Raw genomic sequence first — 24,535 nt, forward strand, 5'->3', positions numbered from 1 at the left:
CCCGACTCGCACACCTGGGGAGACGCTCCGATGAGAATCCGAACCTACCGTCGACGCGTCACCGCGGCGCTGGCGATTTCACTGGTTCCACTGCTGTTTGCGCCTTGGCCCGCGAACGCAGATCCGGCACGCACCGTAACCATCAGCGTCCACTCCGACGCGATGGGCCGCGACATTCCACTCGAGGTGGTCCTCCCCGCCGACACGAGCGCCCCACGGCCCACGTTGTATCTGCTCAACGGCGCCGGTGGTGGCGAGGACAGTGCAACGTGGGAAGGACGGACCGATGTCCTGGACTTCTTCGCCGACAAGAACGTCAACGTCGTGACGCCGCTGGAAGGTGCGTTCAGCTACTACACCGACTGGCAGAAAGACGATCCCGTACTCGGGCGCAACAAGTGGCAGACGTTCCTCACTCGCGAACTGCCGCCCGTCATCGATGCGCAGTTCGGTACCAACGGGGTCAACTCCATCGCGGCGATTTCGATGACGGCGACGTCGGTACTCAATCTCGCGATCTCGGCACCAGGGCTTTATCGGAGTGTCGGGGCCTACAGCGGGTGCGCGGAGACTTCCACCCAGCCGGGTCAGGACTATGTGCGGTTGGTGGTCGGCGCGCGGGGTGGCGCTGATCCGACAAACATGTGGGGACCGTTCGACGGTCCGGGGTGGCGCGAGAACGATCCGGTCGTGAACGCGGAGAAGTTGCGGGGGACCGCACTGTACGTTTCCACCGGATCCGGGCTGCCAGGTCCGCATGACAACCTTCAGGCACCCGATGTGAACGGAAATCCCGGAGCCCTCCTTAATCAGATCGTCGTCGGCGGCATCATCGAATCCGCGGTCAACGGGTGCACGCACGGCTTGGCGGACCGACTGAACGCACTGGGCATCCCCGCGACCTTCGACTTCAAGCCGACTGGAACCCACTCGTGGGGCTACTGGCAGGACGACCTTCACAATTCGTGGCCGATGATCGCCGGCTCGATGGGAGCGCAGTAGTCGGTCCAGAGTGCTCACCTCAGAAACGGCGCGCGCATCAACGTCTTTCGGACGTGCCACGGTGACGATCGGAACAGGGTTGCCATCACCTTCGCCGTCGCGGACGCGTCCCGCCGATCGGACAGGTAGGACCGCTGAGCCTCGACCGGTAGATCGAAGAACGTGTCGAAGAATGTCGCGACCTCTCCCGAGTCGAGGGTGAGAAGTGCGTTCAGGCCAACGCGGCGAAGGGCAGAGACCGCCTTGGCCGACCGCGGCCAGAGCGCCGCGTTGGGATCTCCACCGTCGGCGATTGCCTTCGCGACAGCGTCTGCCTCGGCGAGTGACGAGGCAACGCTGTATCCGGTTCCCGGATGCATCAGACCGCCTCGCCCGCCGAACCGGAGGACACCGTCGGGGAACGACTCCTTCGGGCCTTCGACCGCAAAACGGACTCGCTCGACCGGTGCGTCGTCGGGGACTTCGCAGCCCCGATTGTGAAGCCGGGTGCGCAGACGCGCTTCGAGTTCGCGGAGCCCCAACGCCGGCCGGCCGACGAGGCAGGTCTCCTCGAGGAGAACTCGCTCGTCATCGAGTGGGACCGCATAGAGAAACGACGGAGTGTCGGCGTCGGAGGCGCCGTTGTCTGTTCGCCAGTCCATGAACCAGGCTTCGCCACCACCCAGAATCGGATCGGCCAGAGCGCGGTCGACGATCACTCCGAAGGCGGTCTGCTGGGCGGTTGTCACCGTCAGTTCGGTACCCCGGGCGTCGATGACGACGGATCCTGTCAGCTGCGATCCGTCCACGCACAGGACGGCGGTAGGTGACAGTGTTTGAGCACGCAAGGCTCTGAACTGTACGGATGTGCCCGAGAGAAATAATTGCAGTAAAGATGTATTCAATACGCAATATGTGCGATCAAGCGTTTTCTGTCTGCGGGTCCACACGCTCGGGCGTTCGATCCGGCTTGCGATCACATCGACCGGCAGCCACGACGGCAGCTCGTCAGCCCACGCCGAATAGGTCGGCGTCCACACCCGATGGGGATGCGGATCGACAACGACGACGGTGAGTTGCCGGGCGATACAGCGGGTGGCGAGTGCCCGCCCGGCCGGGCCGCCACCGACGATCACCACGTCGGCGGAAGAGTTGTCTGTGCTCACGACCGGCGCACTACATCGATCCCGTTGCGAGCAGACCGCCGTCGACCCGGACCGTTTCGCCCGTGATCCACGCCGCCGCGTCGGAGACGAGGAAGCCGACCAGACCGGCAACGTCCTCGGGGGTGCCGAGCCGCTTCATCGGGTAGCCCGCCGACGCCTTGTCCTCGCCGGCAGCGACCAGGGCTGCCGCGAACTGCGTCTTGACGATCCCGGGAGCTACGGCGTTGACACGAATCCTCGGTCCCAGTTGCCAGGCCAGTTCTTCCGTCAGGCGGATGAGCGCAGCCTTCGACGCGCCGTACGCCGCGATGACGCCCGTCGACCGGATCCCGGCCACACTTGCCAGGTTCACGACGGCTCCACCGTGTTCGCCCATCCATGCCCGATGTGCTTGCTGGACGTAACCGAGGGCGGCAACCACATTCACGTCGAAGATCTTGCGCACGGCGTCGAGGTCCGCTTCCATGAGCGAACCGAAGACGGGGTTGATTCCGGTGTTGTTGACCAGAATGTCGAGTGAACCGAATTCGGACACGGCGCGGTCGACGGCACCGGAGCGGGCTTCGGCATCGGCTGCGTTGCCCGCGAATGCGACGACCTTTCCGCCGTGCCCCAGAGCGGACAGCTCGGATGCGGCGGCCTCGAGAGGCTCCGGCTTGCGGGCTGTGATCAAGACGTCGGCACCGCGAGCGAGGAGTTCGGCGGCGACAGCTTTGCCGATTCCGCGACTTGCGCCGGTGACGATGGCGGCACGGCCTTCGAGGTCGCGAGGACGAGTGCTGTTTTCGCTAGTCATGTCCCGAACGTTAGCGGACTCACACGCTGCTGGTCGGAACGACCGTCAGGTCACGGTAAAATCGATAGTTCTTGTGTCTGTAGTCAGGCATTGTTTACCCGTATTCGTCGTTTTTCCTGAGGAGTTTGCTTGATTACCGCCACTGACCTCGAAGTTCGTGCCGGTGTCCGCACCCTTCTCACGGCTCCCGGGCCTTCGTTGCGCATCCAGCCGGGCGACCGGATCGGACTCGTCGGACGTAACGGAGCCGGAAAGACGACCACACTGCGCATCCTCGCCGGCGAAGGTGAGGCATATGCCGGAAGCGTCGTACGTACCGGTGAACTCGGATACCTCCCGCAGGACCCCAAAGAGGGCGACCTGAGCGTCCTCGCCAAGGACCGGGTTCTCTCCGCACGTGGCCTCGACACGATGCTCCGCGAGATGGAGAAGCAGCAGATTCTGATGGGCGAGGTGCTCGATCAGGAATCGCAGGACCGCGCGGTCAAGAAGTACGGTCAGCTCGAGGATCGGTTCTCGGCCCTCGGCGGATACGAAGCCGAGAGTGAAGCTGCACGCATCACCAGCAGCCTCGGTCTCGAAGACCGTATTCTCGGGCAGCCGCTCAGCACGCTGTCCGGCGGTCAGCGTCGTCGCGTCGAATTGGCGCGCATCCTCTTCGCCGCCTCCGACGGCAGCGGTGCCCGCTCGGACACGACTCTGCTGCTCGACGAGCCCACCAACCACCTCGACGCCGACTCCATCACCTGGCTGCGTGGCTTCCTCCAGAACCACGAGGGTGGACTGGTGGTCATCAGCCACGACGTCGACCTGCTCAACGACGTCGTCAACCGCGTGTGGTTCCTCGACGCCGTCCGCGGTGAGGCCGACGTCTACAACATGAACTGGAAGAAGTACCTCGACGCTCGTGCCACGGACGAGCAGCGTCGTCGCCGCGAGCGCGCCAACGCCGAGAAGAAGGCCGGTGCGCTGCGGATTCAGGCCGCCAAGATGGGCGCAAAGGCAACCAAGGCCGTCGCGGCTCAGAACATGGCCAAGCGAGCCGACAAATTGATGGCGAACCTCGATGCCGAACGTGTCTCGGACAAGGTTGCGCGGATTCGTTTCCCCGAACCCGCCGCTTGTGGCAAGACTCCGCTGATGGGCAAGAACCTCACCAAGGTGTACGGCTCGCTCGAGATCTTCACCGGTGTCGATCTCGCGATCGATCGTGGGTCTCGTGTGGTGATCCTCGGACTCAACGGTGCAGGTAAGACCACACTGCTCCGCATCCTCGCGGGCGCGGAGAAAGCGGACGCTGGTGAGCTGATCGCCGGTCACGGACTCAAGGTCGGCTACTTCGCTCAGGAGCACGACACCCTCGACGACGACGCGTCCGTGTGGGAGAACATCCGCCACGCCGCGCCGGACACAGGGGAGCAGGAACTGCGTTCGCTGCTCGGTGCCTTCATGTTCACCGGCCCGCAGCTCGAACAGCCGGCCGGAACGCTCTCGGGTGGTGAGAAGACGCGTTTGGCTCTGGCCGGTCTGGTGTCTTCGGCTGCCAACGTTCTGCTTCTCGACGAGCCCACCAACAACCTGGACCCGATCTCGCGCGAGCAGGTGCTCGATGCGCTCCGCAGCTACACCGGTGCCGTCGTCCTGGTCACCCACGATCCGGGTGCTGCCGAGGCACTCAACCCTGAGCGAGTCATCCTCCTGCCCGACGGCAACGAGGACCACTGGTCGCAGGAATACCTCGAGCTGATCCAGCTCGCCTAACCCCCTGTGCGCCTTTTTGGTAGTGGGAACTACCAAAAAGGCGCACAGGGGCGAAGCCCCTCAATCTCTCCGCCGCACCGATTCCTCGACCAGATCGAGAACCGCTGACAGGTTGTCGACGCCGTGGCCGGAGGCGATTCTCGCGACCAGGCCGTCCATCACCAGATCCAGATACCCGATCAGAATTTCGGTGGGGACGTCGTCACGGAGTCTGCCTGCCGATTTCTGTCTGGCGAGACGCGCACTGGTCGCTTCCGTCAGTTCTACGGAGCGCTGCGACCACTTCTCGCGGAAATCGGCGTCGTTGCGCAGTCGACGCGCTATCTCCAGTCGCGTTCCCAGCCAATCGAATTGGTCGGGCTGCGCGAGCATGTCCCGCATGACCTGGACGAGGCCCTCTTCGGCGACGACATCTGCCATCCGGCTCGCATCCTCGCTTGCGAGAGCGAGGAACAGGCCGTCCTTGTCCTTGAAGTGATGGAAGATCGCTCCGCGGGACAAACCGGTGACTTCTTCGAGACGGCGAACTGTGGCGCCGTCGTAGCCGTATTCCGCAAAGCAGCGGCGGGCGCCGTCAAGGATCTGACTGCGCCGTGCCGCGAGATGGTCTTCACTGACCTTGGGCACGGGCATCCCTCCTTTGTCGGGTTGCCTGTGAACACTTTCGGCCGTAGGCGCTGAATGTCGACTCAGTGCACAAAGCGCTCACGACCACCGATGAAACCTGGTTCGCCTTCCGGCGAAAGTGGTCGTGAGCGCTTTGTGACCCGTCAGGGGCCGAAAGTGCTCACAGGCACGTAGTGCCTACTAGCCGCGGATCATGTTGCGAAGCACGTACTGCAGGATGCCGCCGTTGCGGTAGTAATCCGCTTCGCCGGGGGTATCGATGCGTACGACTGCGTCGAACACGACCTTCTCGCCGTTCTCGCGCGTCGCCGTGACCTTCATGGTCTTCGGGGTGACGCCCTCGTTGAGCTTCTCGACACCTTCGATGTCGAAGGTCTCGGTGCCGTCGAGCTTGAGCGAACCTGCGGACTCGCCGACCGGGAACTGCAGCGGGACAACGCCCATGCCGATCAGGTTGGAGCGGTGGATGCGCTCGAACGACTCGGTGATGACGGCCTTGACGCCGAGCAGGCTCGTGCCCTTGGCTGCCCAGTCACGCGAGGATCCGGAGCCGTACTCCTTGCCGCCCAGGACGACCAGCGGGATGCCGGCTGCCTGGTAGTTCTGCGACGCGTCGTAGATGAATGCCTGCGGTGCGCCTTCCTGCGTGAAGTCGCGGGTGTAACCACCCGAGACGTCGTCGAGGAGCTGGTTGCGCAGACGGATGTTCGCGAACGTTCCGCGAATCATGACCTCGTGGTTACCGCGACGCGAGCCGAGCGAGTTGTAATCCGCACGCTCGACGCCGTGGGAGTCGAGGTACTGCGCAGCGGGGGTACCGACCTTGATCGGACCTGCCGGGCTGATGTGGTCGGTGGTGACCGAGTCGCCGAGCAGTGCGAGGACGCGAGCGCCCTTGATGTCCTTGACCGGAGCCGGATCCATCGTCATGCCGTCGAAGTAAGGTGGCTTCCGCACGTAGGTGGAGTTCTCGTCCCACTCGAAGGTGTCACCCTTCGGGGTTTCGAGGTTCTGCCAGCGGCTGTCGCCCGCAAAGATGGTTGCGTACGACTTGCGGAACATGTCCTGGTCGATCGAGGACTTGATGGTCTCTTCGATTTCCTGCGTGGACGGCCAGATGTCCTTGAGGTAGACGGGGTTTCCGTCGGTGTCGTTACCGAGCGAATCGGTCTCGAAGTCGAAGTCCATGGTTCCGGCGAGGCCGTAGGCAATCACGAGCGGCGGGGAAGCCAGGTAGTTCATCTTGACGTCGGGGGAGATACGTCCCTCGAAGTTACGGTTACCCGAGAGCACCGCGGTGACCGAGAGGTCGTTGTCGTTGATCGCCTTCGAGACTGCCTCGGGCAGCGGTCCGGTGTTACCGATGCACGTGGTGCAGCCGTAACCACCGAGGTAGTAACCGAGCTTCTCGAGGTACGGCCACAGGCCGGCCTTCTCGTAGTAGTCGGTGACGACCTGCGAACCGGGAGCCATGTTCGTCTTGACCCACGGCTTGGTGGCGAGGCCCTTTTCGACGGCGTTGCGTGCGAGCAGTGCAGCACCGAGCATGACCGACGGGTTGGACGTGTTGGTGCAGGAGGTGATACCTGCAACAACGACGGCGCCGTGGTCGAGAACGAACTCACCGGCGTCGGACTTGACGACGACCGGCTTGCTCGGACGGCCTTCTGCACCGTTGGCAGCAGAGAGAACGTCGACCGCTCCGTCGTCGGCAAACGACAGAACCGCGGGATCGGAAGCCGGGAAGGACTCCTCGACGGCCTCGTCGAGCTGGGTGTGCTCGGTCGGGTGGTTCTCTTCCACGTAGTTGTGGATGTCCTTGCGGAACGCAGTCTTGGACTCCGACAACAGGATTCGGTCCTGGGGACGCTTCGGGCCGGCGATCGAGGGAACAACGGTTCCCAGATCCAGCTCGATGTACTCCGAGAAGACGGGTTCCTTGTCGGGGTTGTGCCACAGGCCCTGTTCCTTGGCGTACGCCTCGACGAGAGCGAGCTGCTCGTCGCTGCGGCCGGTGAGGCGCAGGTATTCGATGGTCTCGGCGTCGATCGGGAAGATCGCTGCGGTGGAACCGAATTCGGGGCTCATGTTGCCCAGCGTCGCGCGGTTCGCGAGCGGAACCTCGGCAACACCGTTGCCGTAGAACTCGACGAACTTGCCGACGACGCCGTGCTTACGGAGCATCTCGGTGGCGGTGAGCACGACGTCGGTTGCGGTGACGCCGGGCTTGATCTCACCGGAGAGCTTGAAGCCGACGACGCGGGGGATCAGCATGGAGACGGGCTGGCCGAGCATTGCTGCCTCGGCCTCGATGCCGCCGACGCCCCAGCCGAGCACGCCGAGGCCGTTGACCATCGTGGTGTGCGAGTCGGTGCCGACACAGGTGTCGGGGTATGCCTGTCCGTTACGCGACATGACGGTGGGTGCCAGGTACTCGATGTTGACCTGGTGAACGATGCCCATTCCCGGGGGGACGACCTTGAAGTCGTCGAATGCGCCCTGGCCCCAACGGAGGAACTGGTAACGCTCGCCGTTGCGCTCGTATTCGAGGTCGACGTTGCGCTCGAGTGCGTCGGCCTGGCCGAAGACGTCGAGGATGACCGAGTGGTCGATGACCATGTCGGCGGGGGAGAGCGGGTTGACCTTGTTCGGGTCGCCGCCGAGGGTGGTGACGGCCTCACGCATGGTGGCGAGGTCGACGATGCAAGGAACGCCGGTGAAGTCCTGCATGATCACGCGGGCAGGCGTGAACTGGATTTCGATGCTCGGCTCGGCTGAGGGATCCCAGCTTGCGATTGCGCGGATGTGATCCGCGGTGATGTTGGCGCCGTCTTCGGTGCGGAGAAGGTTCTCGGCGAGAACCTTCAAGGAATAGGGCAATTTCTCGGTGCCGGGGACGGCCGAGAGGCGGAAGATCTCGTAAGAGTTCTCACCGACCTCGAGGGTTCCCTTGGCTCCGAATGAATCGATACTGGTGCTCACGTCTGCTCCACTCGTCTATGAGGGTCGCTACCGACGGGGCTGTGTCGGCAGCTGAAGCGAGGTACTTCGGCCGGGAAGATCCTCCGTAGCTCACGCCAATCGCACAGTTCGCGTGAGAACTGTCCGAACATCGGAGCTGCAGTAGAACCTGTCCTGACCGGTGGTACCTCTTGGTCCAAGTCTAACAGTACGCTTGTCCTGTGAGAATTCAGGGCAAGTTGACCGAAACAATCTTCATGCAGACTGCGGGCCTGCGCAACGCAGGCTTGGCTGGGTGACCGCACCCACAGCTACCGCTCGGGCGGCACGCGCGGCGGTTGTGTGTGACGCCTGGTGGCAGTCGACCTGAAGTAGGGTGCATGCAGGCCCGTCGCGGGTCGGCCGCCGAAAAACGACCTCGGAAGAACTCCCCGCATCTCAGCGGTGGACGGAATCCGAACAGCACCCGGATGAGAGATGTCTGCTCCTACAAATCACGCTTTTGCGCCTGTGCACGTGAAGTCCCCGTTGCACGTCGCTGTTCCGTCGGACGTCGATCTCGACGACGTGCTCGCGGACATTTCGACGGACGGCGTCTCCGCCCCCGCGGATGATGTTGCGGGGCTGACCGCGGTGGTGACCGACGCTCGTGAACGTGGTGTCGACTTGAGCGTCGTAGTAGTCGACGCAAATCCGGGCCGGCCGTCCGATCTTCGAGACCTGGCCACGACGGTCGGCAAAACAGAAGGCGGAACGGTTCTCGTTCTGAGCCCTGACTGGATGGGTAGCTACAGCGATTCGATCAGTCGAGTGCAGCTCGAAACTGCACAGGACCGATCTTTCGGCGAAAGCGCAAGCGTGACCGCGGACCGCTTCTCGCACGAGATCGTGGCGCCAGGTCCGCCGTGGACGCTTTACACGGTCCTTGTCATCGCAGTGGTGGCGGTTATTGCCGGAATTACCTTTGCCGTCAAGTGGCGGCGAGAGCCAGAAAACGCGCAAACCAGACATATCGCCTCGACTTCGGAAACACCAGCACCATCCGACCACCGGGCCGATTCCGTCTGACCTTGGTCCTTTTGCGAGATTTTCAGTAACTCGTCGAAAACAGGTACTCACTGCTGTTTGCGGTGAGTACCTGCCCTTTTTGGTGCCTGCATGCCATTCGACCAGCTCAAATACCGTTTGTGTTATTTGTGGCTAAAGTTTCCAAAGAACGCTTGAGTGTCGTACGGTACAACTGGCACTTTTTGGGGAAGAAGTGTCGCAGACAGGCTGATGTTGTTCGACGCGTACTTGTCGGTTGCCTCGTTCTCGAGGTGTCGACGGTGGCGTTCGTACGGCACGTCCAGGTCGACGAGCAGCTCTCGGGCTGTGAGCGACCCGTGCTTGGTCTGCGCATTCCCTCCCCGCACGGATCGGCGACCCAGCGGGCCGTGGCGTTACACGCGAGGGAGAGTTATTTGTGAGGCAAGTAACACGTGGCGGCGAGTCCCGTCGTGGTCCTTCCCGTAAATCGATGCGCCTGGCGCAACTGGTCATAGGATTCGGCGTCGTCGGATCCCTGATCGTCGGGACGCCGGCCATGTCCTCGGCCGTACCGCCACCGCCGCCGAATCCGAGTGACTCGGATATCGCCGCGGCAGATTCGCAGGTCTCGTCGAGCGTCGGCACCGTCAGCGCGCTCATCAATCAAGTCGCATCGGCAAACGAACAGTTGTCGGCACTCGACAACGAAGTTGCGATCAAGCGTGAAGACGTCAACAAGACGCTCGTGGATCTGCAGAACGCTCGCGGCGCCGCAGACTCCGCAGCGCAGGCCGTCGGAGTCACGAAACAAGCTCTGAAGGACGCGTCGGCGCAGATCGAGGTCGCTCAGACGGACTTCGACAAGTACGCACGCTCGAGCTACGTCAAGGGCACCAATACTGCGTCGATCTCGTCGTTCCTCGACGCCAAGGGTCCTGGCGACGTTCTCGACCGCGCGCAGGTCCTCAAGCTTCTCGCCAATACGCAGAGTGCAGTGCTCGACGGTCTCCAGCGAGCACGTACCGAGCAGGCGAACAAGGATTCCGCGACCCGCCAGGCCAAGCAGCAGGCCGATGCCGCCGCCGAGGTCGCCGCGCAGCTGAAGGATCTGGCGGAGCAAGCGATTCAGATCGCGCGCAACGCTCTCGATCAGCAGGTAGCCAAGAAGGCCGCGATCGAAGCCGAGCGCAACTCTGCCCAGGCTCAGCTCGACGCCGCCCGCAACGCCGTCGCCGGCTTGCAGGGTCAACGCCAGGCATACGCGACCTGGGACGAACAGCGCCGCGCCGAGGAAGCTCATCAGAAGGCTCTCGAAGCCGCTGCCAAGGAAGCGGCCGCTCAGGCCGCCGCCCGTGCCGCTGCCGACCAGGCAGCCAAGGATCGAGCTGCCGCATTGGCAGCAGCCCAGCGTCCGCACACCGCGGTCGAAGACCCGACTCCGACCGTCATCCCGGACGACGACACCTGGACTGACGAAGAAACAGGGACCGACGAGGAAACAGGCACGGACGAAGAGACCGGCACCGACGAGGAAACGGTCACGACGCCCAAGCCCACCACCCCGAAGCCGACGACGCCGAAACCCACCACTCCGAAGCCTTCCGTCACCGGAAGCGCTGCAATCGAATCCGTCATCGACCGCGGAATGTCTCAGCTAGGCGTGCAGTATGCCTGGGGCGGCGGCGACGAGAACGGTCCGACGCGAGGCATCCGTGACGGCGGCGTCGCTGACAGTTACGGCGACTTCAACAAGGTCGGGTTCGACTGCTCCGGCTTGATGATTTATGCCTTTGCCGGCATCGGGATCTCGCTGCCGCACTACACCGGCTATCAGTACACCGCAGGCACTCAGGTTCCGTCTTCGGAGATGAAGCGCGGCGACATGATCTTCTACGGCCCCAACGCCAGCCAACACGTGGCGCTCTACCTCGGTAACGGTCAGATGCTCGAGGCACCACAATCCGGTTCGAGTGTCATGGTCTCACCGGTTCGGTGGGGCGGAATGACGCCGTACGCCGTCCGACTGGTGTCCTGACCGTCAGAGGAAATGCCGCTGACACCCGCATTGTCAGGGAAGTATCAAGTTCCCGACGTGGTGTTACGGCATCGAGCGCAACTACCTGGAATAGTTGACGGGGAACACGTTACTGTCGGTACTTTTCTAGGTGAAAGCGATGGATTCTTGGTGACCTCACGTGAAGATTCGGTCGGAACGGTCGACGTAAGCAAGGCGAGTGGAAGTGCGGACGGAGCAGCACCTTCCCTGGCAGCCGACGTTCAGACCTTGGAACGAGCGATTTACGAGGTCAAGCGAGTCATCGTCGGGCAGGACCGGCTTGTCGAGCGCATTCTCGTCGGACTTCTCGCCAAGGGGCACGTCCTCCTCGAAGGCGTACCCGGTGTCGCCAAGACGCTGGCCGTCGAGACTTTCGCGAAGGTCGTCGGCGGTTCGTTCTCCCGCGTCCAGTTCACCCCGGACCTGGTGCCCACCGACCTGATCGGCACGCGCATCTACCGTCAGGGCCGCGAGGAGTTCGACACCGAACTCGGACCCGTCGTCGCCAACTTCGTGTTGGCCGACGAGATCAACCGTGCCCCGGCCAAGGTGCAGTCCGCGCTCCTCGAGGTGATGGCAGAACGCCACGTCTCGATCGGTGGCAAGCGGTACCACATGCCCGATCCGTTCCTGGTGATGGCGACGCAGAACCCCATCGAGAACGAGGGCGTCTACCCGCTCCCCGAAGCGCAGCGCGACCGCTTCCTGTTCAAGATCCTCGTCGATTACCCGACAGTGGAGGAAGAACGCGAAATCGTCTACCGGATGGGCGTCGCGGCCCCGGAGCCGCACCAGATCCTCGGTCCGGAGGAGTTGGTCAGGCTCCAACGCGTCGCCAGCAACGTCTTCGTTCACCACGCGCTCGTCGATTACGTTGTCCGGGTCATCGCCGCCACGCGTACGCCGCGTGAGGTCGGACTCGAGGACGTCGCCGGCTGGATCGCGTACGGCGCCTCACCCCGCGCGACGCTCGGCATCATCGCCGCGTCGCGGGCCCTCGCTCTCGTCCGCGGGCGCGACTACGTAGTGCCGCAGGACGTCATCGAGGTGATCCCGGACGTGTTGCGTCACCGTCTCGTTCTTTCCTACGACGCCATGGCCGACGAGGTGACTCCCGACGCCGTCATCGCCCGGGTGCTGCAGACCGTCGGACTGCCGCAGATCGCCGCGCGGCCGGTTCCTACCGTTCCCGGACCGCCCCAGCAGGGCGCACCGCAAGCACCGCAGTTCAACGCACCGGGCACAGCTAATCCGCAGGGCACAGCTAATCCGCAGGGCAACGGCGCGCCGATCGCGACCGCTGAGACGATGAGTCGCCCGCAGTGACCGAAGGCCGCGACGGTGGCCAGGCGACACCCGCCGGATCCACCGGTTCTCCGCCGTCGTTCCGATCCGGCGAGCTCAGCGACCCCAAACTCACCGCTGCGCTGCGCACCCTCGAGCTGACGGTTCGCCGTCGCCTCGACGGTGTGCTGCACGGCGATCATCTCGGCCTGATTCCCGGTCCGGGTTCGGAGCCGGGAGATGCCCGCGAGTATCAGCCGGGCGACGACGTGCGGCAGATGGACTGGTCCGTCACCGCACGGACGACGCACCCACACGTGCGTCAGTCGGTCGCAGATCGTGAGCTCGAGACGTGGCTCGTCATCGACTTGTCCGCAAGTCTCGACTTCGGGACCGCCGGATGCGAGAAGCGCGACCTGGTCGTCGCCGCAGCCGCGGCGATCACTCACCTGACCAGTTCGGGCGGTAACCGCGTCGGCGCCATCATCTCGACCGGCGCACAGACAACTCGAATTCCGGCCCGCGGTGGGCGAATTCACGCACAGGCGATGCTCCGCAAGATCGCGACGACTCCGCACGCGCCGGACGGGGTACGCGGTGATCTGGTCGGCGCGATCGAAGCGCTCAGACGCCCACAGCGTCGGCGCGGACTCGCGGTGGTCATCAGTGACTTCCTCGGACCGATCGACTGGGAACGCTCGCTGCGCGCCATTTCAGGACGGCACGACGTGCTCGGTGTCGAAGTGGTCGATCCGCGAGACCTCGAACTGCCCGACGTGGGCGACGTGGTGCTCCACGATCCCGAGTCCGGCCGGACCAGAGAATTCACCACGACGCCGCAATTGCGCGCCGACTTCGCCAGAGTCGCCGCCGAGCACCGCGTCGAGGTCAGGCAAGCTCTACGTCGTTGCGGCGCACCGCTCATGTCCCTGCACACCGATCGGGACTGGATCGCCGACGTCGTGAGATTCATCTCGGCACGCCGACACAGTTATGGTGCCGGCGCCGGAACTGGGGGCGTTCGTTCGTGAGTCTTTCTCAATTCACCGCACCGTGGTGGCTGCTGTTCCTCGCTGTCATCGCCGCGTTGGTGGTCGGTTACGTACTCGTGCAGAAGCAGCGAGCCAAGCACACACTTCGGTTCACGAACTTCGCACTGTTGGAGAAGGTCGCGCCTTCGCGGCCCGGGCGGTGGCGTCATATTCCGGCGATTCTGATGGTCATCGCATTGGTGTTCTTCACCGTCGCCCTTGCCGGTCCGACGGCAGACAAGAAGGTCCCGCGAAACCGTGCCACGGTGATCCTCGTGATCGACGTGTCGCTGTCGATGCAGGCCACCGACGTCGAGCCGACGCGATTGGCAGCAGCGCAGGAAGCTGCGAAGTCGTTCGCCGACGGTCTGACTCCCGGCATCAACCTCGGGTTGGTCGCATTTGCCGGAACGGCTTCGGTTCTGGTGTCGCCCACCACGAATCGTGACGCGACGAAGGTCGCCATCGACAACCTCAAGCTCAGTGAGCGAACGGCGACGGGCGAAGCGATCTTCACCTCGTTGCAGTCGATCGACACGCTGTCGGCTGTTCTCGGCGGCAGCGACCAGGCGCCACCGGCGCGCATCGTGTTGCTGTCCGACGGTAAGCAGACCGTTCCCGAAAACTCGGACGATCCGCGGGGCGGATTCACCGCTGCCCGTCAGGCCAAGGACAAGGGCGTTCCGATCTCGACCATTTCCTTCGGAACGACATACGGGCGAGTCGAGATCGAAGGAGACCGAATCCCCGTCCCGGTCGACGACGCGTCATTGAAGGAGATCGCCAACCTTTCCGGCGGAAGTTTCTTCACGGCATCGAGCCTCGAAGAACTGCGCCAGGTGTACGACACGCTCGAAGAGCAGATCGGTTTCGAGACGACACGAGGAGACGCGAGTCGACCGTGGTTGGTTCTCGGCGTCGTGTTCGCGACCGCTGGTCTGACGATTGCCCTGGTACGCAGGCAGCGTCTGCCCTGATCGAGAGCAGTTCCGAATTGTCCAAATACCGCTGGTACGCGGCCCGCAGAGAATTGATAGGTTGATCGCCATGTCTACCCCTCCCACGACAGTGGTTTCCGAACGGACCGTCACCACACCTCGCTCGGTGCTCGTCACCGGCGGTAACCGCGGAATCGGCTTGGCCGTCGCTCAGCGGCTCGCCGCAGACGGCCACAAGGTAGCCGTCACGCACCGCGGTTCCGGTGTCCCCGAAGGGTTGTTCGGCGTCGTGTGCGACGTCACCGACACCGAGTCGATCGACCGTGCGTTCAAAGAGGTCGAAGCGCACCAGGGGCCGGTCGAGGTCATCGTCGCCAATGCCGGCGTCACCGACGACGCACTGATCATGCGAATGAGCGAAGAGCAGTTCACGAGCGTCGTCGACGCGAACCTCACCGGTACGTTCCGCCTCTCGAAGCGTGCGACCCGGTCGATGCTGCGCGCGCGTTTCGGACGGTTCATCTTCCTCGGCTCTGTGGTGGGTCTGGCAGGTCAAGCCGGCCAGGTCAACTACGCCGCGTCCAAAGCAGGCATCGTCGGTATCGCTCGTTCCCTGACAAGGGAACTCGGCTCACGTTCGATCACCGCCAACGTCGTCGCTCCCGGGTTCATCGAGACCGACATGACGGCAGCACTGGGCGACGACGTCAAGGACAAGGCCACCGAGTTCATCCCGTTGCAGCGGACCGGAAAGCCGGAAGATGTTGCAGCAGTTGTCAGTTTCCTCGCCTCCGACGATTCGGCCTACGTCTCGGGTGCGGTCATCCCCGTCGACGGTGGACTCGGCATGGGGCACTGACCCGCTTTTCGCACACACACCTTTCTCGTACGTCTGAAATCAGGAGGACATCTCATGGGCGGCTTGCTCGAGGGTAAGACCATTCTTGTCACCGGCATCATCACCGATTCGTCGATCGCGTTCCACGTGGCCAAGGTCGCGCAGGAGCAGGGCGCGAAGGTACTGATCACCGGATTCGATCGTCTGCGCCTCATCGACCGCATCGCCCAGCGACTGCCGCAGCCCGTGCCGCCGGCAATCTCGCTCAACGTCCAGAGCTCGGAGGATCTCGCATCTCTCGCCGAGCGTGTGCGCGAGCTGGCTCCCGAGGGTATCGACGGCGTCGTCCACTCGATCGGCTTCGCTCCCCGCTCCTGCCTGGGAAGCCCGTTCATGGACGCGCCGTGGGAAGACGTGGCGGTCGCACTCGAGGTGTCCGCATACTCGTACAGCGCACTGGCCAAGGCCTTGCTGCCGGTGCTCAACGACAACGCGTCCATCGTCGGTATGGACTTCGATCCGGCACGCGCGATGCCCTTCTACAACTGGATGGGTGTCTCCAAGGCGACCCTCGAGGCCGTCAATCGGTACGTGGCCAAAGAGGTCGGCGTCCGCGGCATCCGCTCGAACCTGGTGTCCTCCGGCCCGATCAAGACTCTGGCCGCCAAGGCCATTGCCGGTGACAGCACCGGTCCGGGCGCGGAGTTGGACAAGCTGAACACCGCCTGGGACGGTGCTGCGCCCATCGGCTGGGACGTCGACGATCGCGAGCCGGTCGCCAAAACGGTCTGCACCGTTCTCTCGGATTGGTTGCCCGGCACGACCGCGTCGATCATCTACGTCGACGGCGGCTTCCACGCGATGGTCGGCTAGTAGCACCCCTTCTACTACGCAGGTGAGTACCCGGGTGACTCCCGCCGAACGGCATCGCGCAAGATTGAACTCATGACCGTAAGTATGGACATGCAGTTCGATGCTCTTCTCGTTTTGTCGTTCGGCGGTCCCGAAAAACCCGAAGACGTACGGCCGTTCCTCGAAAACGTCACGCGCGGTAGGGGAGTGCCACCGGAGCGGCTCGACGCTGTCGTCGAGCACTACATGCATTTCGGTGGAGTTTCGCCCATCAACGCGCTCAACCGAGACCTGATCGAACGGGTCGAAGGTGAGCTGGCAGCAGCCGGCGTGGATTTGCCCGTGTACTTCGGCAACCGCAACTGGCACCCGATGGTCGAAGACACCGTTGCCAAGATGCGCGAGGACGGTGTCCGCAACGCCGCCGTGTTCGCCACGTCGGCGTGGGGTGGTTACTCCGGATGTCGGCAGTACCACGAGGACATCGCCCGTGCCCGTGAGGCGGTCGGTGACGGCGCACCGACGCTGACAAAACTTCGCCAGTACTACGACCATCCGCTGGTCGTCGGCGCGTTCGCCGACGGTGTGCGCGCGGCCCGCGCAGAGTTGCCCGAAGCGACTCGCGATATTGCGCGCCTGGTGTTCACCGCGCATTCGGTACCGAGTGCCGCAGACCGCAATGCAGGGCCTCCGGCAGAGGGCGGAAACCTCTACAGTCGACAGGTCGCCGAGGCCGCGAAGTTGGTTGCCGAGGCCGTCGGCGTCGAGGATTTCGATCTGGTGTGGCAGTCGCGATCAGGCCCGCCGCAGGTTCCGTGGCTGGACCCCGACATCTGTGATCACCTGGATACGTTGTCCGCCAAGGATGTTCGCGCCGTGATCGTGTGCCCCGTCGGTTTCGTCTCCGATCACCTCGAAGTGGTGTGGGACCTGGACACCGAGGCCAAGGACAAGGCAGCCGAACTCGGGATGGATTTCGTTCGGGCAGCAACGCCCGGCCGCGATCAGCGTTTCGCGCAGCTGGTGCCCACGCTCGTTCGGGAACTGGCCGAGGCCGAGCAGCCACTGCGACTGGGGGTCGAGCCGCTGCTCGGCTCGACCACCAACGGTCTCTCGTGTGCGGTCAATTGCTGCGCGGCCGTTCAGCGTCCCCGCTGACGGTCCGGCGCTCAGGTGTTCGGATGCTTGAGCTTTCCGCAGGGCCCGGGAACGGTGGACGTGCTGCGCGAGGTGAGGAGCGTCTCGACGATCTGTCGATCCTCGGGGCTCAGTGACGGGTCTATGTAGTTGAGTTCGGGCGCGCCCAGTTCGCGGACTCGCCCGGCGAGGGTCGCGACAAACGAGACGCGTTCTTCGTCGTCGTCGTTGACGTCGTGGATCTGCAGCACCGACACCGGAAACTTGCGCAGCGTCACAGGCAGGAAGCGGGCGCCGAGCACATGGTCGACGTTGAATCCCGCCCACTGCCCCTGGTTGGCCTCCACGCATTCGGCGTCGGAGTGAATTGCGCTCTCGCCGATGTACTTACGTGCGGGCAGCATCTTCTTGGGTGCAAGTTCGGATGCGCCCTGCTGAAGGACGGGAAAGTCGCCGTCCGAGTACAACCAGGGCTGGTTGGCCATCGAGATCAACCGACCGGCGTCCAGATCCGGGAGATAGCGAGACTTGAGGAGAAACGCGACGCTGTCGACCGAGATGCCCAGCAGTTCTGCGGCCTTCTGTCGGCTCATCGCGAACGTCGGGGCATTCTTCGGGGCGATCTGGATCAAATTGACCATGCGAACTCCTGTAAGTGTTCAATTGTTGCGGGCTTGGTACAGCTGACATGACAATTCGCCGATTATCAACCTCTAGCTGATTTCCGACTTGTAGATGAGTCGGTTGTCACCATCCGAGTTCACGCAACCGGGGATCTCCGATCCCGAAGTGGTGGCCGATTTCGTGGATCACTGTTCGGCGAACTTGCTCGATCACCTCGTCTTCGGTGCTGCAGATCGCACAGATGGCCCTGCGGTAGATCGTGATGCGGTCGGGAAGGACGCCGGCGTACGTGGTGGTTCTCTTGGTCAGTGGGATGCCCTGATACAGCCCGAGTAGCCCCGGTCGTCCACCTTCGAGTTGAACGGTCACTGCGACATTGGCCATCTCCGCACCCAATTTCGGTGGCAGGCTGTCGAGCGCCCGCTTGACCATGTCCTCGAACTGGCTGTCGTCCACGTCGATCATCTGCCCATTGTGCGTGCGGGGGCGGGATCCGGGTGTGTCCATGTGGAAACAGTGCAGCTTACGGCTATGTTCATTGCGTGGCCGAAGACCTCTATCACCGTTACGAATTCACATTCATCGTTCAGATGCTGACAGTCTCGCAAGAGCAGGCGATCGAAGAGAGCTTGGGCGGAAGGGTCGAGGACCGACGCGGGCTGCAGCTGCTGACGCTCACCTCGGAAGGTATGCGAGCGGCGACAACGGCTATCACCGTGGTGGACCAGTTGGTGGCTGCAGGCGTGCGTCCCCAGCGGACACATCCCGATCTGGTGTCACGTCAGGACATTGCCGACCGTGCGGGGGTGACGCGGCAAGCTGTCGGGCAGTGGGTGCGAGGGGTCCGGCAGGCGGCTACGCCTTTCCCGATTCCGTACAACTCGGTTGCCGGGGGGATCTGGTTCTGGGGCGACGTCCTGGATTGGTTGCGCCGTCAGGGGTACAGCCAGGACACCGGTTTGCGCTACCCGACGCTGGATGAACATATTCGCATCGACCGCCATATCGCGATCAATCACAAGACTGTGGGTTGATCGATCAAAAGGTTTGCTTGAAAATAGCTATTGAAACAAACCGACGGTAGGTATAAAGTCCCTAAATACCTCAATCAATCTATCGGTGCGTCGGTCCTGCTCTGGGGGGAGTCTGGTCTGCGCTGCAGATACCCGAGCATGCGAGCAGGAATTCATGGTTTCGACCCCCGAAGTACGACCGATGCCCAAATCGGCCGCGCTCACGACTTCTGTGGCTATTTCCAGCGATGGAGCAACGGCGAAGCTACGTGAAGGTGTATCGGGCAGGGGCCGTCTGCGAGCGGCGACGGCGGCGCTGTTCCGGCGCTCACGCCCACGTATGACCTTCGCGCCACCGTTGAGCGTGCTTCTTCTCGTCACCTCCGACAACGGTCTCTCGCAGCGGGCCGGTCTTGTTCTTCGCGAGGCGGGACACCAAGTCCGTACAGCCGTCGTCGCCGACGCGGACGCAGTGCTGGCCGCGACTTCTTCGGGAGATTTTGACCTCGTCATCTGCCCGTTTTTGAAAGCCTATGTCCCGGAATCTGTTTGGCAGCGGTGGACAACGATCATCATCCATCCCGGCCCGCCCGGAGATCGCGGGCCGTCGTCGCTGGACTGGGCGATAACGGATGGCGAACCGATCTGGGGTGTCATGGCATTGCAGGCCGCTGAGGAACTCGACGCCGGGCCGGTGTGGGCCTGGCGGACGTTCGAACTCCGGAACGGGGCAACCAAATCCTCGGTATACAACGAGGAAGTCACCGACGCGGCGATGGAGTGCATTACGGAGGTCGTCGAACATTTCCGTACTCCTGACTTCCAGGCGATCCCATCGGACCGAGTTGCGCGGCCCGTGGCATCGGCCCGATCGAGGCCCAGCATGAAACAGGCCGATCGCGTTTTCAGCTGGGAGGAAGACGCGTCGAGCATCGTCCGCGCCGTCAACGCCGCCGACGGGTTTCCCGGCGTCGCCGTTCAGTTGGGGCTCGACCGGGTCTACGTCTACGACGCTCACCTCGATACCCACGTCGATGCAGCGCCCGGCACCATCGTCGAGTACTTCCACCAGGCAATACGTGTTGCCACCGGTGCGGGCTCCGTATGGATCGGACATGCGCGGCTCGTCGGCGCCGGCAATGTCAAACTTCCGTCGACCGCGGTCGTACGTCCGGACGTGTTCGTTCCACAGGTCTGGGAGAGTCGTTACCCCGAGACCGACTATCACCGCGACGGCGAAATCGGATATCTCTCGTTCCGCTTCTACAACGGTGCGATGAGTACGAAGCAATGCGCGCGACTGGCCTCCAGGCTCCGCTGGGCGATCACGCAGGACACCAAGATCCTTGTCCTCACGGGTGACTTCGACAGATTCAGCAACGGTATCCACCTCAACGTCATCGAGGCCGCGTCGGATCAAGCCGGGGAAGCGTGGGCCAACATCAAGGCCATCAACGAGATCGCGAAAGCGATCGTCACCTGTACGGAACAGGTTGTGGTGGCGGCATTCACAGGCAACGCCGGTGCCGGCGGGGTCATGCTCCCGCTTGGAGCCGACGTAGTCGTGGCCCGGGACGGTGTGGTTCTCAATCCTCATTACGCCACGATGGGCCTGTTCGGCTCGGAACTGCACACGTACACACTTCCGGCTCGGGTCGGCGAGGAGCAGGCCCGCAGTCTGCTGGCCGAGTGCAGTGCGATCGGCATCCGTCGAGCCTTGGAGATCGGACTTGTCGACGCGATCGGCCCCAGGCGGCCGGATCTGTTCGAGGCGTGGTTGCGCGAGGTCGCCACCGACTTGCTCGAAGGAGATCGGCTGGAATCGATGCTGGAGCGCAAACGTCTTCGACTGGAACGTGATCCGGTGGAGCCCTACGAGGAGCGTGAGCTCGAAGAGATGAAGATCGACATGTTCGGTGACCGCAACGGGTTTGCCGAGAAACGCCGGAACTTCGTGCTCAAGCTCTGATCGACACGCTGTTCGCCGACGCGACACGGGCAGTGCGAACAACGTCCCACAGTCGTCGCAGCAGGTCGTCACGCCTCTGCGCAGTGGACACGCTCGGGGCCTGATTGGTCGATATCGACGCAGCCACGGTGAGAATGGCTGCCACGTTGTCGGCGGTGTCGATCACCTGTAAATGCCGAGGTGACAGTGTCGACGGCCAGCGGTGTCCGGCCTGGGCCTGCAGGGCTTCGGCGACCAGCGTACGAGCGTCGTTTCCAGGCATTCCGGTGGCTACGGTCGGAAGCCCGCCGAGCACCTCGGCTGCGTCCCGAACAGCTTGGCGCAGTTCGTATTCGGCTTCGCGGAGTCCGATCGATTCGGCGCTGCCCGCCACAGTGGGAATGGAGAAGACCGTCCATCGCAGGACGTCCGGGCCTTCCTTCGACGGCACGAGTCCGACTCCCGGCTTGCCGACGGCGCCGATCTGTAACCCTTCACCCGTTGCGATCGCAGCGCGCGCGAACTCGGTCCCGGTGGGCAGACCACGTACATCACCGGCCGTGGGAAGGACCAGGCGGACCTCGGCAGCCTCCGAGCGCGCGATTCTGAGCAGGGTGGGCACACCGGAAGCCGTGACTCCCGGCCATTCGAGATCGTGGCGGACCGCGGTTTCCGCATCGGCGGCGCCGATCAGGTGCATCGGTGCCCACGCGGCAAGGGCGTCGATGACGTCGTCCGGCGCAGCGTCGCCGGCGAGCCATGACGCTGCCCACACGGTGAGGGTTGCGCTGGGAGAACTCATGACCGTGAAGTTTAGTTCGGCGTGGCGACATGCGCGGCCCCGGCGTTGTGACCTAGCGTGATCCGGCGTGAGCGGTGGCAACGGATACGGTGACATTTTTGCGGGTCATACCCGCAAACAGAAGCGCGTGACGCCTGAAGTGGCGGCCGAGCGTGATCTTGTCGTCGAGGATGCGGCGACGGGATTCTGCGGTGCGGTAGTCGGTTTCGAGCGCACGTACGACGGCGATTTCGTGCGGCTCGAGGACGGTCGTTCCCGGACGCGGTTGTTCGCGATGCGCGAGGCGGCCTTCCTCATCGACGGCTCACCGGTCACCCTCGTACGCCCGGCCCCCAAGCCCGCGTCCACCAAACCCGCACGGTCGGCTTCGGGTTCGACGCGAGTCGAAGGCTTACGCGCCCGCACGGCACTGCCCAGCCGGATCTGGGTGGAGGGAGTACACGATGCTGCCCTCGTCGAGCGGGTGTGGGGTCACGATCTTCGCGTCGAAGGTGTTGTCGTCGAACATCTCGAAGGACTCGACAATCTGGGGGAGCGGCTTGCCGAATTCGGGCCTGGTCCCGGCCGCCGCGTCGGGGTCCTGGTCGACCACCTGGTCACCGGTTCCAAGGAAACCCAACTGACTCAGGGCCTCGGCCCGGACGTGTTGGTGACCGGGCACCCGTACATCGACGTGTGGGAGGCCGTTCGTCCCAAATCTGTCGGAATCGCCTCCTGGCCGAAGATTCCACGCGGCGAGGATTGGAAGACGGGAATCTGCCGCGAACTGGGCTGGGGGACACCTCAGGAGGGCTGGCGGCGGGTCTACAACTCGGTCGAGAGCTTCCGCGATCTGGAAGCGCCCTTGATCGGTGCCGTCGAACAACTTGTCGATTTCGTTACCGAGCCGAACTGACGTAGCGGCGGCCTGGGTCACACATTCTGGTTAGATGGTGTTGTGGCTGCACTTATTTGGCTGATCGGAGCACTGGTGCTCGCCGGGGCCGAAGCGCTGGTGGGGGATTTCTTCCTGCTGATGCTCGCCGGTGGGGCGCTCGCTACTGCCGGTGTCAGTGCTGTCACCGACTTCCCGGTGTGGGTCGACGCCGTCATGTTCGGAGTGTTCTCCGCCGCCCTCGTCCTGGGCGTGCGACCGATCATGTTGCGTCGCTTCGGTAGTCCGCCGCCGACCCCGACCGGAATACAGGCACTCGAAGGTAAGCACGCTCTGGTTCTGGAAGAAGTGGGCGAGCATTCCGGGCAGGTCAAGTTGGACGGCGAGGTGTGGACTGCCAGGCCGTACGACACCACCGAGGTGTACCCGCCGGGCACCAAGGTGACGGTGATGGAAATCAACGGCGCAACAGCAGTCGTCTGGAGGGGACCTTAATGGCAGCACTCATAGTGCTCGGTGTGTTGGTGCTATTCGTGATCTTGGTGGTCGCGAAGTCGGTAGCACTGGTACCGCAGGCAGAAGCCGCGGTGATCGAGCGGCTCGGTAGGTATTCGAAGACGGTGTCCGGGCAGCTCACGTTCTTGATCCCGTTCGCCGATCGTGTGCGCGCCAAGGTGGATCTTCGTGAGCGTGTGGTCTCCTTCCCACCGCAGCCGGTGATCACCCAGGACAACCTGACACTGTCCATCGACACGGTGGTGTACTTCCAGGTCACCAATCCGCAAGCTGCGGTGTACGAGATCAGCAACTACATCGCTGCCGTCGAGCAGTTGGCGACCACCACGCTGCGAAACGTCGTCGGTGGAATGACCCTCGAAGAGACGCTTACCTCGCGTGATTCCATCAACGGTCAGCTTCGTGGTGTCCTCGACGAGGCGACCGGTCGCTGGGGCCTGCGAGTGGCCCGCGTCGAGCTCAAGAGCATCGATCCGCCGCCCTCGATCCAGGAGTCGATGGAAAAGCAGATGAAGGCGGACCGCGAGAAGCGCGCGATGATTCTGACGGCTGAAGGTCACCGCGAATCCGCTATCAAGACCGCCGAGGGTGCCAAGCAGAGCCAGATTCTTTCTGCCGAGGGAAACAAGCAGGCCTCGATCCTCAACGCCGAGGGTGAGCGTCAGTCCCAGATCCTTCGTGCTCAAGGTGACCGCGCGGCCAAGTACTTGCAGGCTCAAGGCGAGGCCAAGGCCATCGAGAAGGTTTTTGCTGCAATCAAGTCCGGTAAGCCGACTCCGGAATTGCTTGCATACCAGTATCTTCAGACGTTGCCGCAGATGGCGCAAGGCGATGCGAACAAGGTGTGGCTCGTACCCAGCGACTTCGGTGACGCGCTGAAGGGATTTGCCAAAACGCTTGGCGCGCAAGGGCAGGATGGCGTTTTCCGGTACGAGCCGCCGGCCGCCGAAGAGAATCTTCCCAATCCTGAGGACGATTCAGCCGAGGTGGCGGAGTGGTTCGAGACCAAATCCGATCCGGCTATCGCGGAAGCAGTGCGCGCTGCTGAAGTTGCTGCACGCACACCGGTCGAAGACCCGGCAGCTGCGGTCAGGCACCGCCGTGAGAGTGCGCCCGAGCAGCCTGGATTCGTAGATCCCGCGTTGCCACAGCAGGGCGAAAATCCTTGGCCGGGTCAGTTGCCGCTGCCGCCCGAGCGTGAAGATTTCCAGCAGAAGTACCCGTACCAGGGGCAGCCGCCCGAGGGTGGCCAGCGCCAGTAGACGCCTCTCGTAGCGAACGTTGATCGGGACGGGCACTCA

Annotated in this window: 22 protein-coding genes; 15 read left to right on the plus strand and 7 right to left on the minus strand. The window is 63.4% G+C overall.

Annotated features, from left to right (window positions below; all coding sequences use genetic code 11):
• Nucleotides 1–30: 30 nt before the first annotated feature.
• Nucleotides 31–1,002 carry an alpha/beta hydrolase family protein gene (locus ASU23_RS23170; protein ID WP_058038776.1) on the plus strand — a complete coding sequence of 324 codons (972 nt, stop codon included), beginning with the start codon at nucleotides 31–33 and terminating at the stop codon, nucleotides 1,000–1,002.
• 14 nt (nucleotides 1,003–1,016) lie between these two features.
• Here ASU23_RS23170 and ASU23_RS23175 read toward each other — a convergent pair whose 3' ends face one another.
• Complete coding sequence (locus ASU23_RS23175) at nucleotides 1,017–2,147, minus strand: lycopene cyclase family protein (protein ID WP_058038777.1); 1,131 nt, start codon at nucleotides 2,145–2,147, stop codon at nucleotides 1,017–1,019.
• Nucleotides 2,148–2,157: 10 nt separating this feature from the next.
• Nucleotides 2,158–2,943 carry an SDR family oxidoreductase gene (locus tag ASU23_RS23180; RefSeq protein ID WP_007727887.1) on the minus strand — a complete coding sequence of 262 codons (786 nt, stop codon included), beginning with the start codon at nucleotides 2,941–2,943 and terminating at the stop codon, nucleotides 2,158–2,160.
• Nucleotides 2,944–3,072: 129 nt separating this feature from the next.
• On the opposite strand from ASU23_RS23180, the gene ASU23_RS23185 reads away from it, so the two are divergent.
• Nucleotides 3,073–4,704 (plus strand): ABC-F family ATP-binding cassette domain-containing protein, encoded by a 1,632-nt coding sequence (locus tag ASU23_RS23185; RefSeq protein ID WP_003944932.1) that lies wholly within the window; start codon nucleotides 3,073–3,075, stop codon nucleotides 4,702–4,704.
• Nucleotides 4,705–4,764: 60 nt separating this feature from the next.
• Here ASU23_RS23185 and ASU23_RS23190 read toward each other — a convergent pair whose 3' ends face one another.
• Together ASU23_RS23190 and acnA are read right to left on the minus strand one after the other, a co-directional pair.
• Nucleotides 4,765–5,331, minus strand: coding sequence for a TetR/AcrR family transcriptional regulator (locus ASU23_RS23190; RefSeq protein ID WP_003944970.1), 567 nt, complete (start codon nucleotides 5,329–5,331; stop codon nucleotides 4,765–4,767).
• Between the two features lie 180 nt (nucleotides 5,332–5,511).
• Nucleotides 5,512–8,313, minus strand: a complete 2,802-nt coding sequence (gene acnA, locus ASU23_RS23195; RefSeq protein WP_007727883.1) for an aconitate hydratase AcnA — start codon at nucleotides 8,311–8,313, stop codon at nucleotides 5,512–5,514.
• A gap of 456 nt (nucleotides 8,314–8,769) precedes the next feature.
• Between acnA and ASU23_RS23200 the strand changes: the two genes are divergently transcribed.
• From ASU23_RS23200 to ASU23_RS23240, 8 genes are all read left to right on the plus strand, one after another.
• Nucleotides 8,770–9,360: a DUF6676 family protein gene (locus ASU23_RS23200; RefSeq protein ID WP_021332993.1), complete on the plus strand. Its 591-nt coding sequence runs from the start codon at nucleotides 8,770–8,772 to the stop codon at nucleotides 9,358–9,360.
• A 451-nt stretch (nucleotides 9,361–9,811) separates the two neighbouring features.
• The gene (locus ASU23_RS23210; protein ID WP_058038779.1) at nucleotides 9,812–11,356 is read left to right on the plus strand and encodes an NlpC/P60 family protein; all 1,545 of its coding nucleotides are present in this window, start codon (nucleotides 9,812–9,814) and stop codon (nucleotides 11,354–11,356) included.
• Nucleotides 11,357–11,584: 228 nt separating this feature from the next.
• On the plus strand, nucleotides 11,585–12,703 hold the full coding sequence (locus ASU23_RS23215; protein WP_223304533.1) for a MoxR family ATPase: 1,119 nt from the start codon (nucleotides 11,585–11,587) through the stop codon (nucleotides 12,701–12,703).
• Complete coding sequence (locus ASU23_RS23220) at nucleotides 12,700–13,692, plus strand: DUF58 domain-containing protein (protein ID WP_003944991.1); 993 nt, start codon at nucleotides 12,700–12,702, stop codon at nucleotides 13,690–13,692. The genes ASU23_RS23215 and ASU23_RS23220 overlap by 4 nt, the downstream gene beginning before the upstream one ends.
• On the plus strand, nucleotides 13,689–14,669 hold the full coding sequence (locus ASU23_RS23225; protein WP_003944878.1) for a VWA domain-containing protein: 981 nt from the start codon (nucleotides 13,689–13,691) through the stop codon (nucleotides 14,667–14,669). The genes ASU23_RS23220 and ASU23_RS23225 overlap by 4 nt, the downstream gene beginning before the upstream one ends.
• Before the next feature lie 70 nt (nucleotides 14,670–14,739).
• Nucleotides 14,740–15,489, plus strand: coding sequence for a 3-oxoacyl-ACP reductase FabG1 (gene fabG1, locus ASU23_RS23230; protein WP_058038780.1), 750 nt, complete (start codon nucleotides 14,740–14,742; stop codon nucleotides 15,487–15,489).
• Nucleotides 15,490–15,543: 54 nt separating this feature from the next.
• Entirely contained in the window at nucleotides 15,544–16,341 is a 798-nt protein-coding gene (gene inhA, locus ASU23_RS23235; RefSeq protein WP_003944803.1) for an NADH-dependent enoyl-ACP reductase InhA, read from the plus strand.
• Nucleotides 16,342–16,413: 72 nt separating this feature from the next.
• Nucleotides 16,414–17,478: a ferrochelatase gene (locus ASU23_RS23240; RefSeq protein ID WP_253741441.1), complete on the plus strand. Its 1,065-nt coding sequence runs from the start codon at nucleotides 16,414–16,416 to the stop codon at nucleotides 17,476–17,478.
• An 11-nt stretch (nucleotides 17,479–17,489) separates the two neighbouring features.
• Here ASU23_RS23240 and ASU23_RS23245 read toward each other — a convergent pair whose 3' ends face one another.
• Nucleotides 17,490–18,098 carry a hypothetical protein gene (locus ASU23_RS23245; protein WP_003945014.1) on the minus strand — a complete coding sequence of 203 codons (609 nt, stop codon included), beginning with the start codon at nucleotides 18,096–18,098 and terminating at the stop codon, nucleotides 17,490–17,492.
• 106 nt (nucleotides 18,099–18,204) lie between these two features.
• Nucleotides 18,205–18,546: a metallopeptidase family protein gene (locus tag ASU23_RS23250; RefSeq protein ID WP_003944783.1), complete on the minus strand. Its 342-nt coding sequence runs from the start codon at nucleotides 18,544–18,546 to the stop codon at nucleotides 18,205–18,207.
• A 77-nt stretch (nucleotides 18,547–18,623) separates the two neighbouring features.
• Here ASU23_RS23250 and ASU23_RS23255 point away from each other — a divergent pair, with 77 nt between their 5' ends.
• Nucleotides 18,624–19,115, plus strand: a complete 492-nt coding sequence (locus tag ASU23_RS23255; RefSeq protein WP_003944993.1) for a hypothetical protein — start codon at nucleotides 18,624–18,626, stop codon at nucleotides 19,113–19,115.
• 154 nt (nucleotides 19,116–19,269) lie between these two features.
• Nucleotides 19,270–21,063: an enoyl-CoA hydratase-related protein gene (locus tag ASU23_RS23260; protein ID WP_058038782.1), complete on the plus strand. Its 1,794-nt coding sequence runs from the start codon at nucleotides 19,270–19,272 to the stop codon at nucleotides 21,061–21,063.
• Here the strand turns inward: ASU23_RS23260 and ASU23_RS23265 are convergent.
• Complete coding sequence (locus ASU23_RS23265) at nucleotides 21,053–21,844, minus strand: hypothetical protein (protein ID WP_058038783.1); 792 nt, start codon at nucleotides 21,842–21,844, stop codon at nucleotides 21,053–21,055. The genes ASU23_RS23260 and ASU23_RS23265 overlap by 11 nt on opposite strands.
• A 67-nt stretch (nucleotides 21,845–21,911) precedes the next feature.
• On the opposite strand from ASU23_RS23265, the gene ASU23_RS23270 reads away from it, so the two are divergent.
• From ASU23_RS23270 to ASU23_RS23280, 3 genes are read left to right on the plus strand one after another with little or no spacing between them, the layout of a single operon-like run.
• Entirely contained in the window at nucleotides 21,912–22,739 is an 828-nt protein-coding gene (locus ASU23_RS23270; protein ID WP_058038784.1) for a DUF3097 domain-containing protein, read from the plus strand.
• 42 nt (nucleotides 22,740–22,781) lie between these two features.
• Entirely contained in the window at nucleotides 22,782–23,213 is a 432-nt protein-coding gene (locus ASU23_RS23275) for an NfeD family protein (protein ID WP_003944877.1), read from the plus strand.
• Complete coding sequence (locus tag ASU23_RS23280; RefSeq protein ID WP_030536387.1) at nucleotides 23,213–24,496, plus strand: SPFH domain-containing protein; 1,284 nt, start codon at nucleotides 23,213–23,215, stop codon at nucleotides 24,494–24,496. Before ASU23_RS23275 ends, ASU23_RS23280 begins: the two co-directional genes overlap by 1 nt.
• The last annotated feature ends 39 nt before the right edge of the window (nucleotides 24,497–24,535 follow it).

The sequence above is a fragment of the Rhodococcus sp. KB6 genome (assembly GCF_001445685.1).
In the GTDB taxonomy this organism is placed as follows: Bacteria; Actinomycetota; Actinomycetes; order Mycobacteriales; family Mycobacteriaceae; genus Rhodococcus_F; species Rhodococcus_F qingshengii.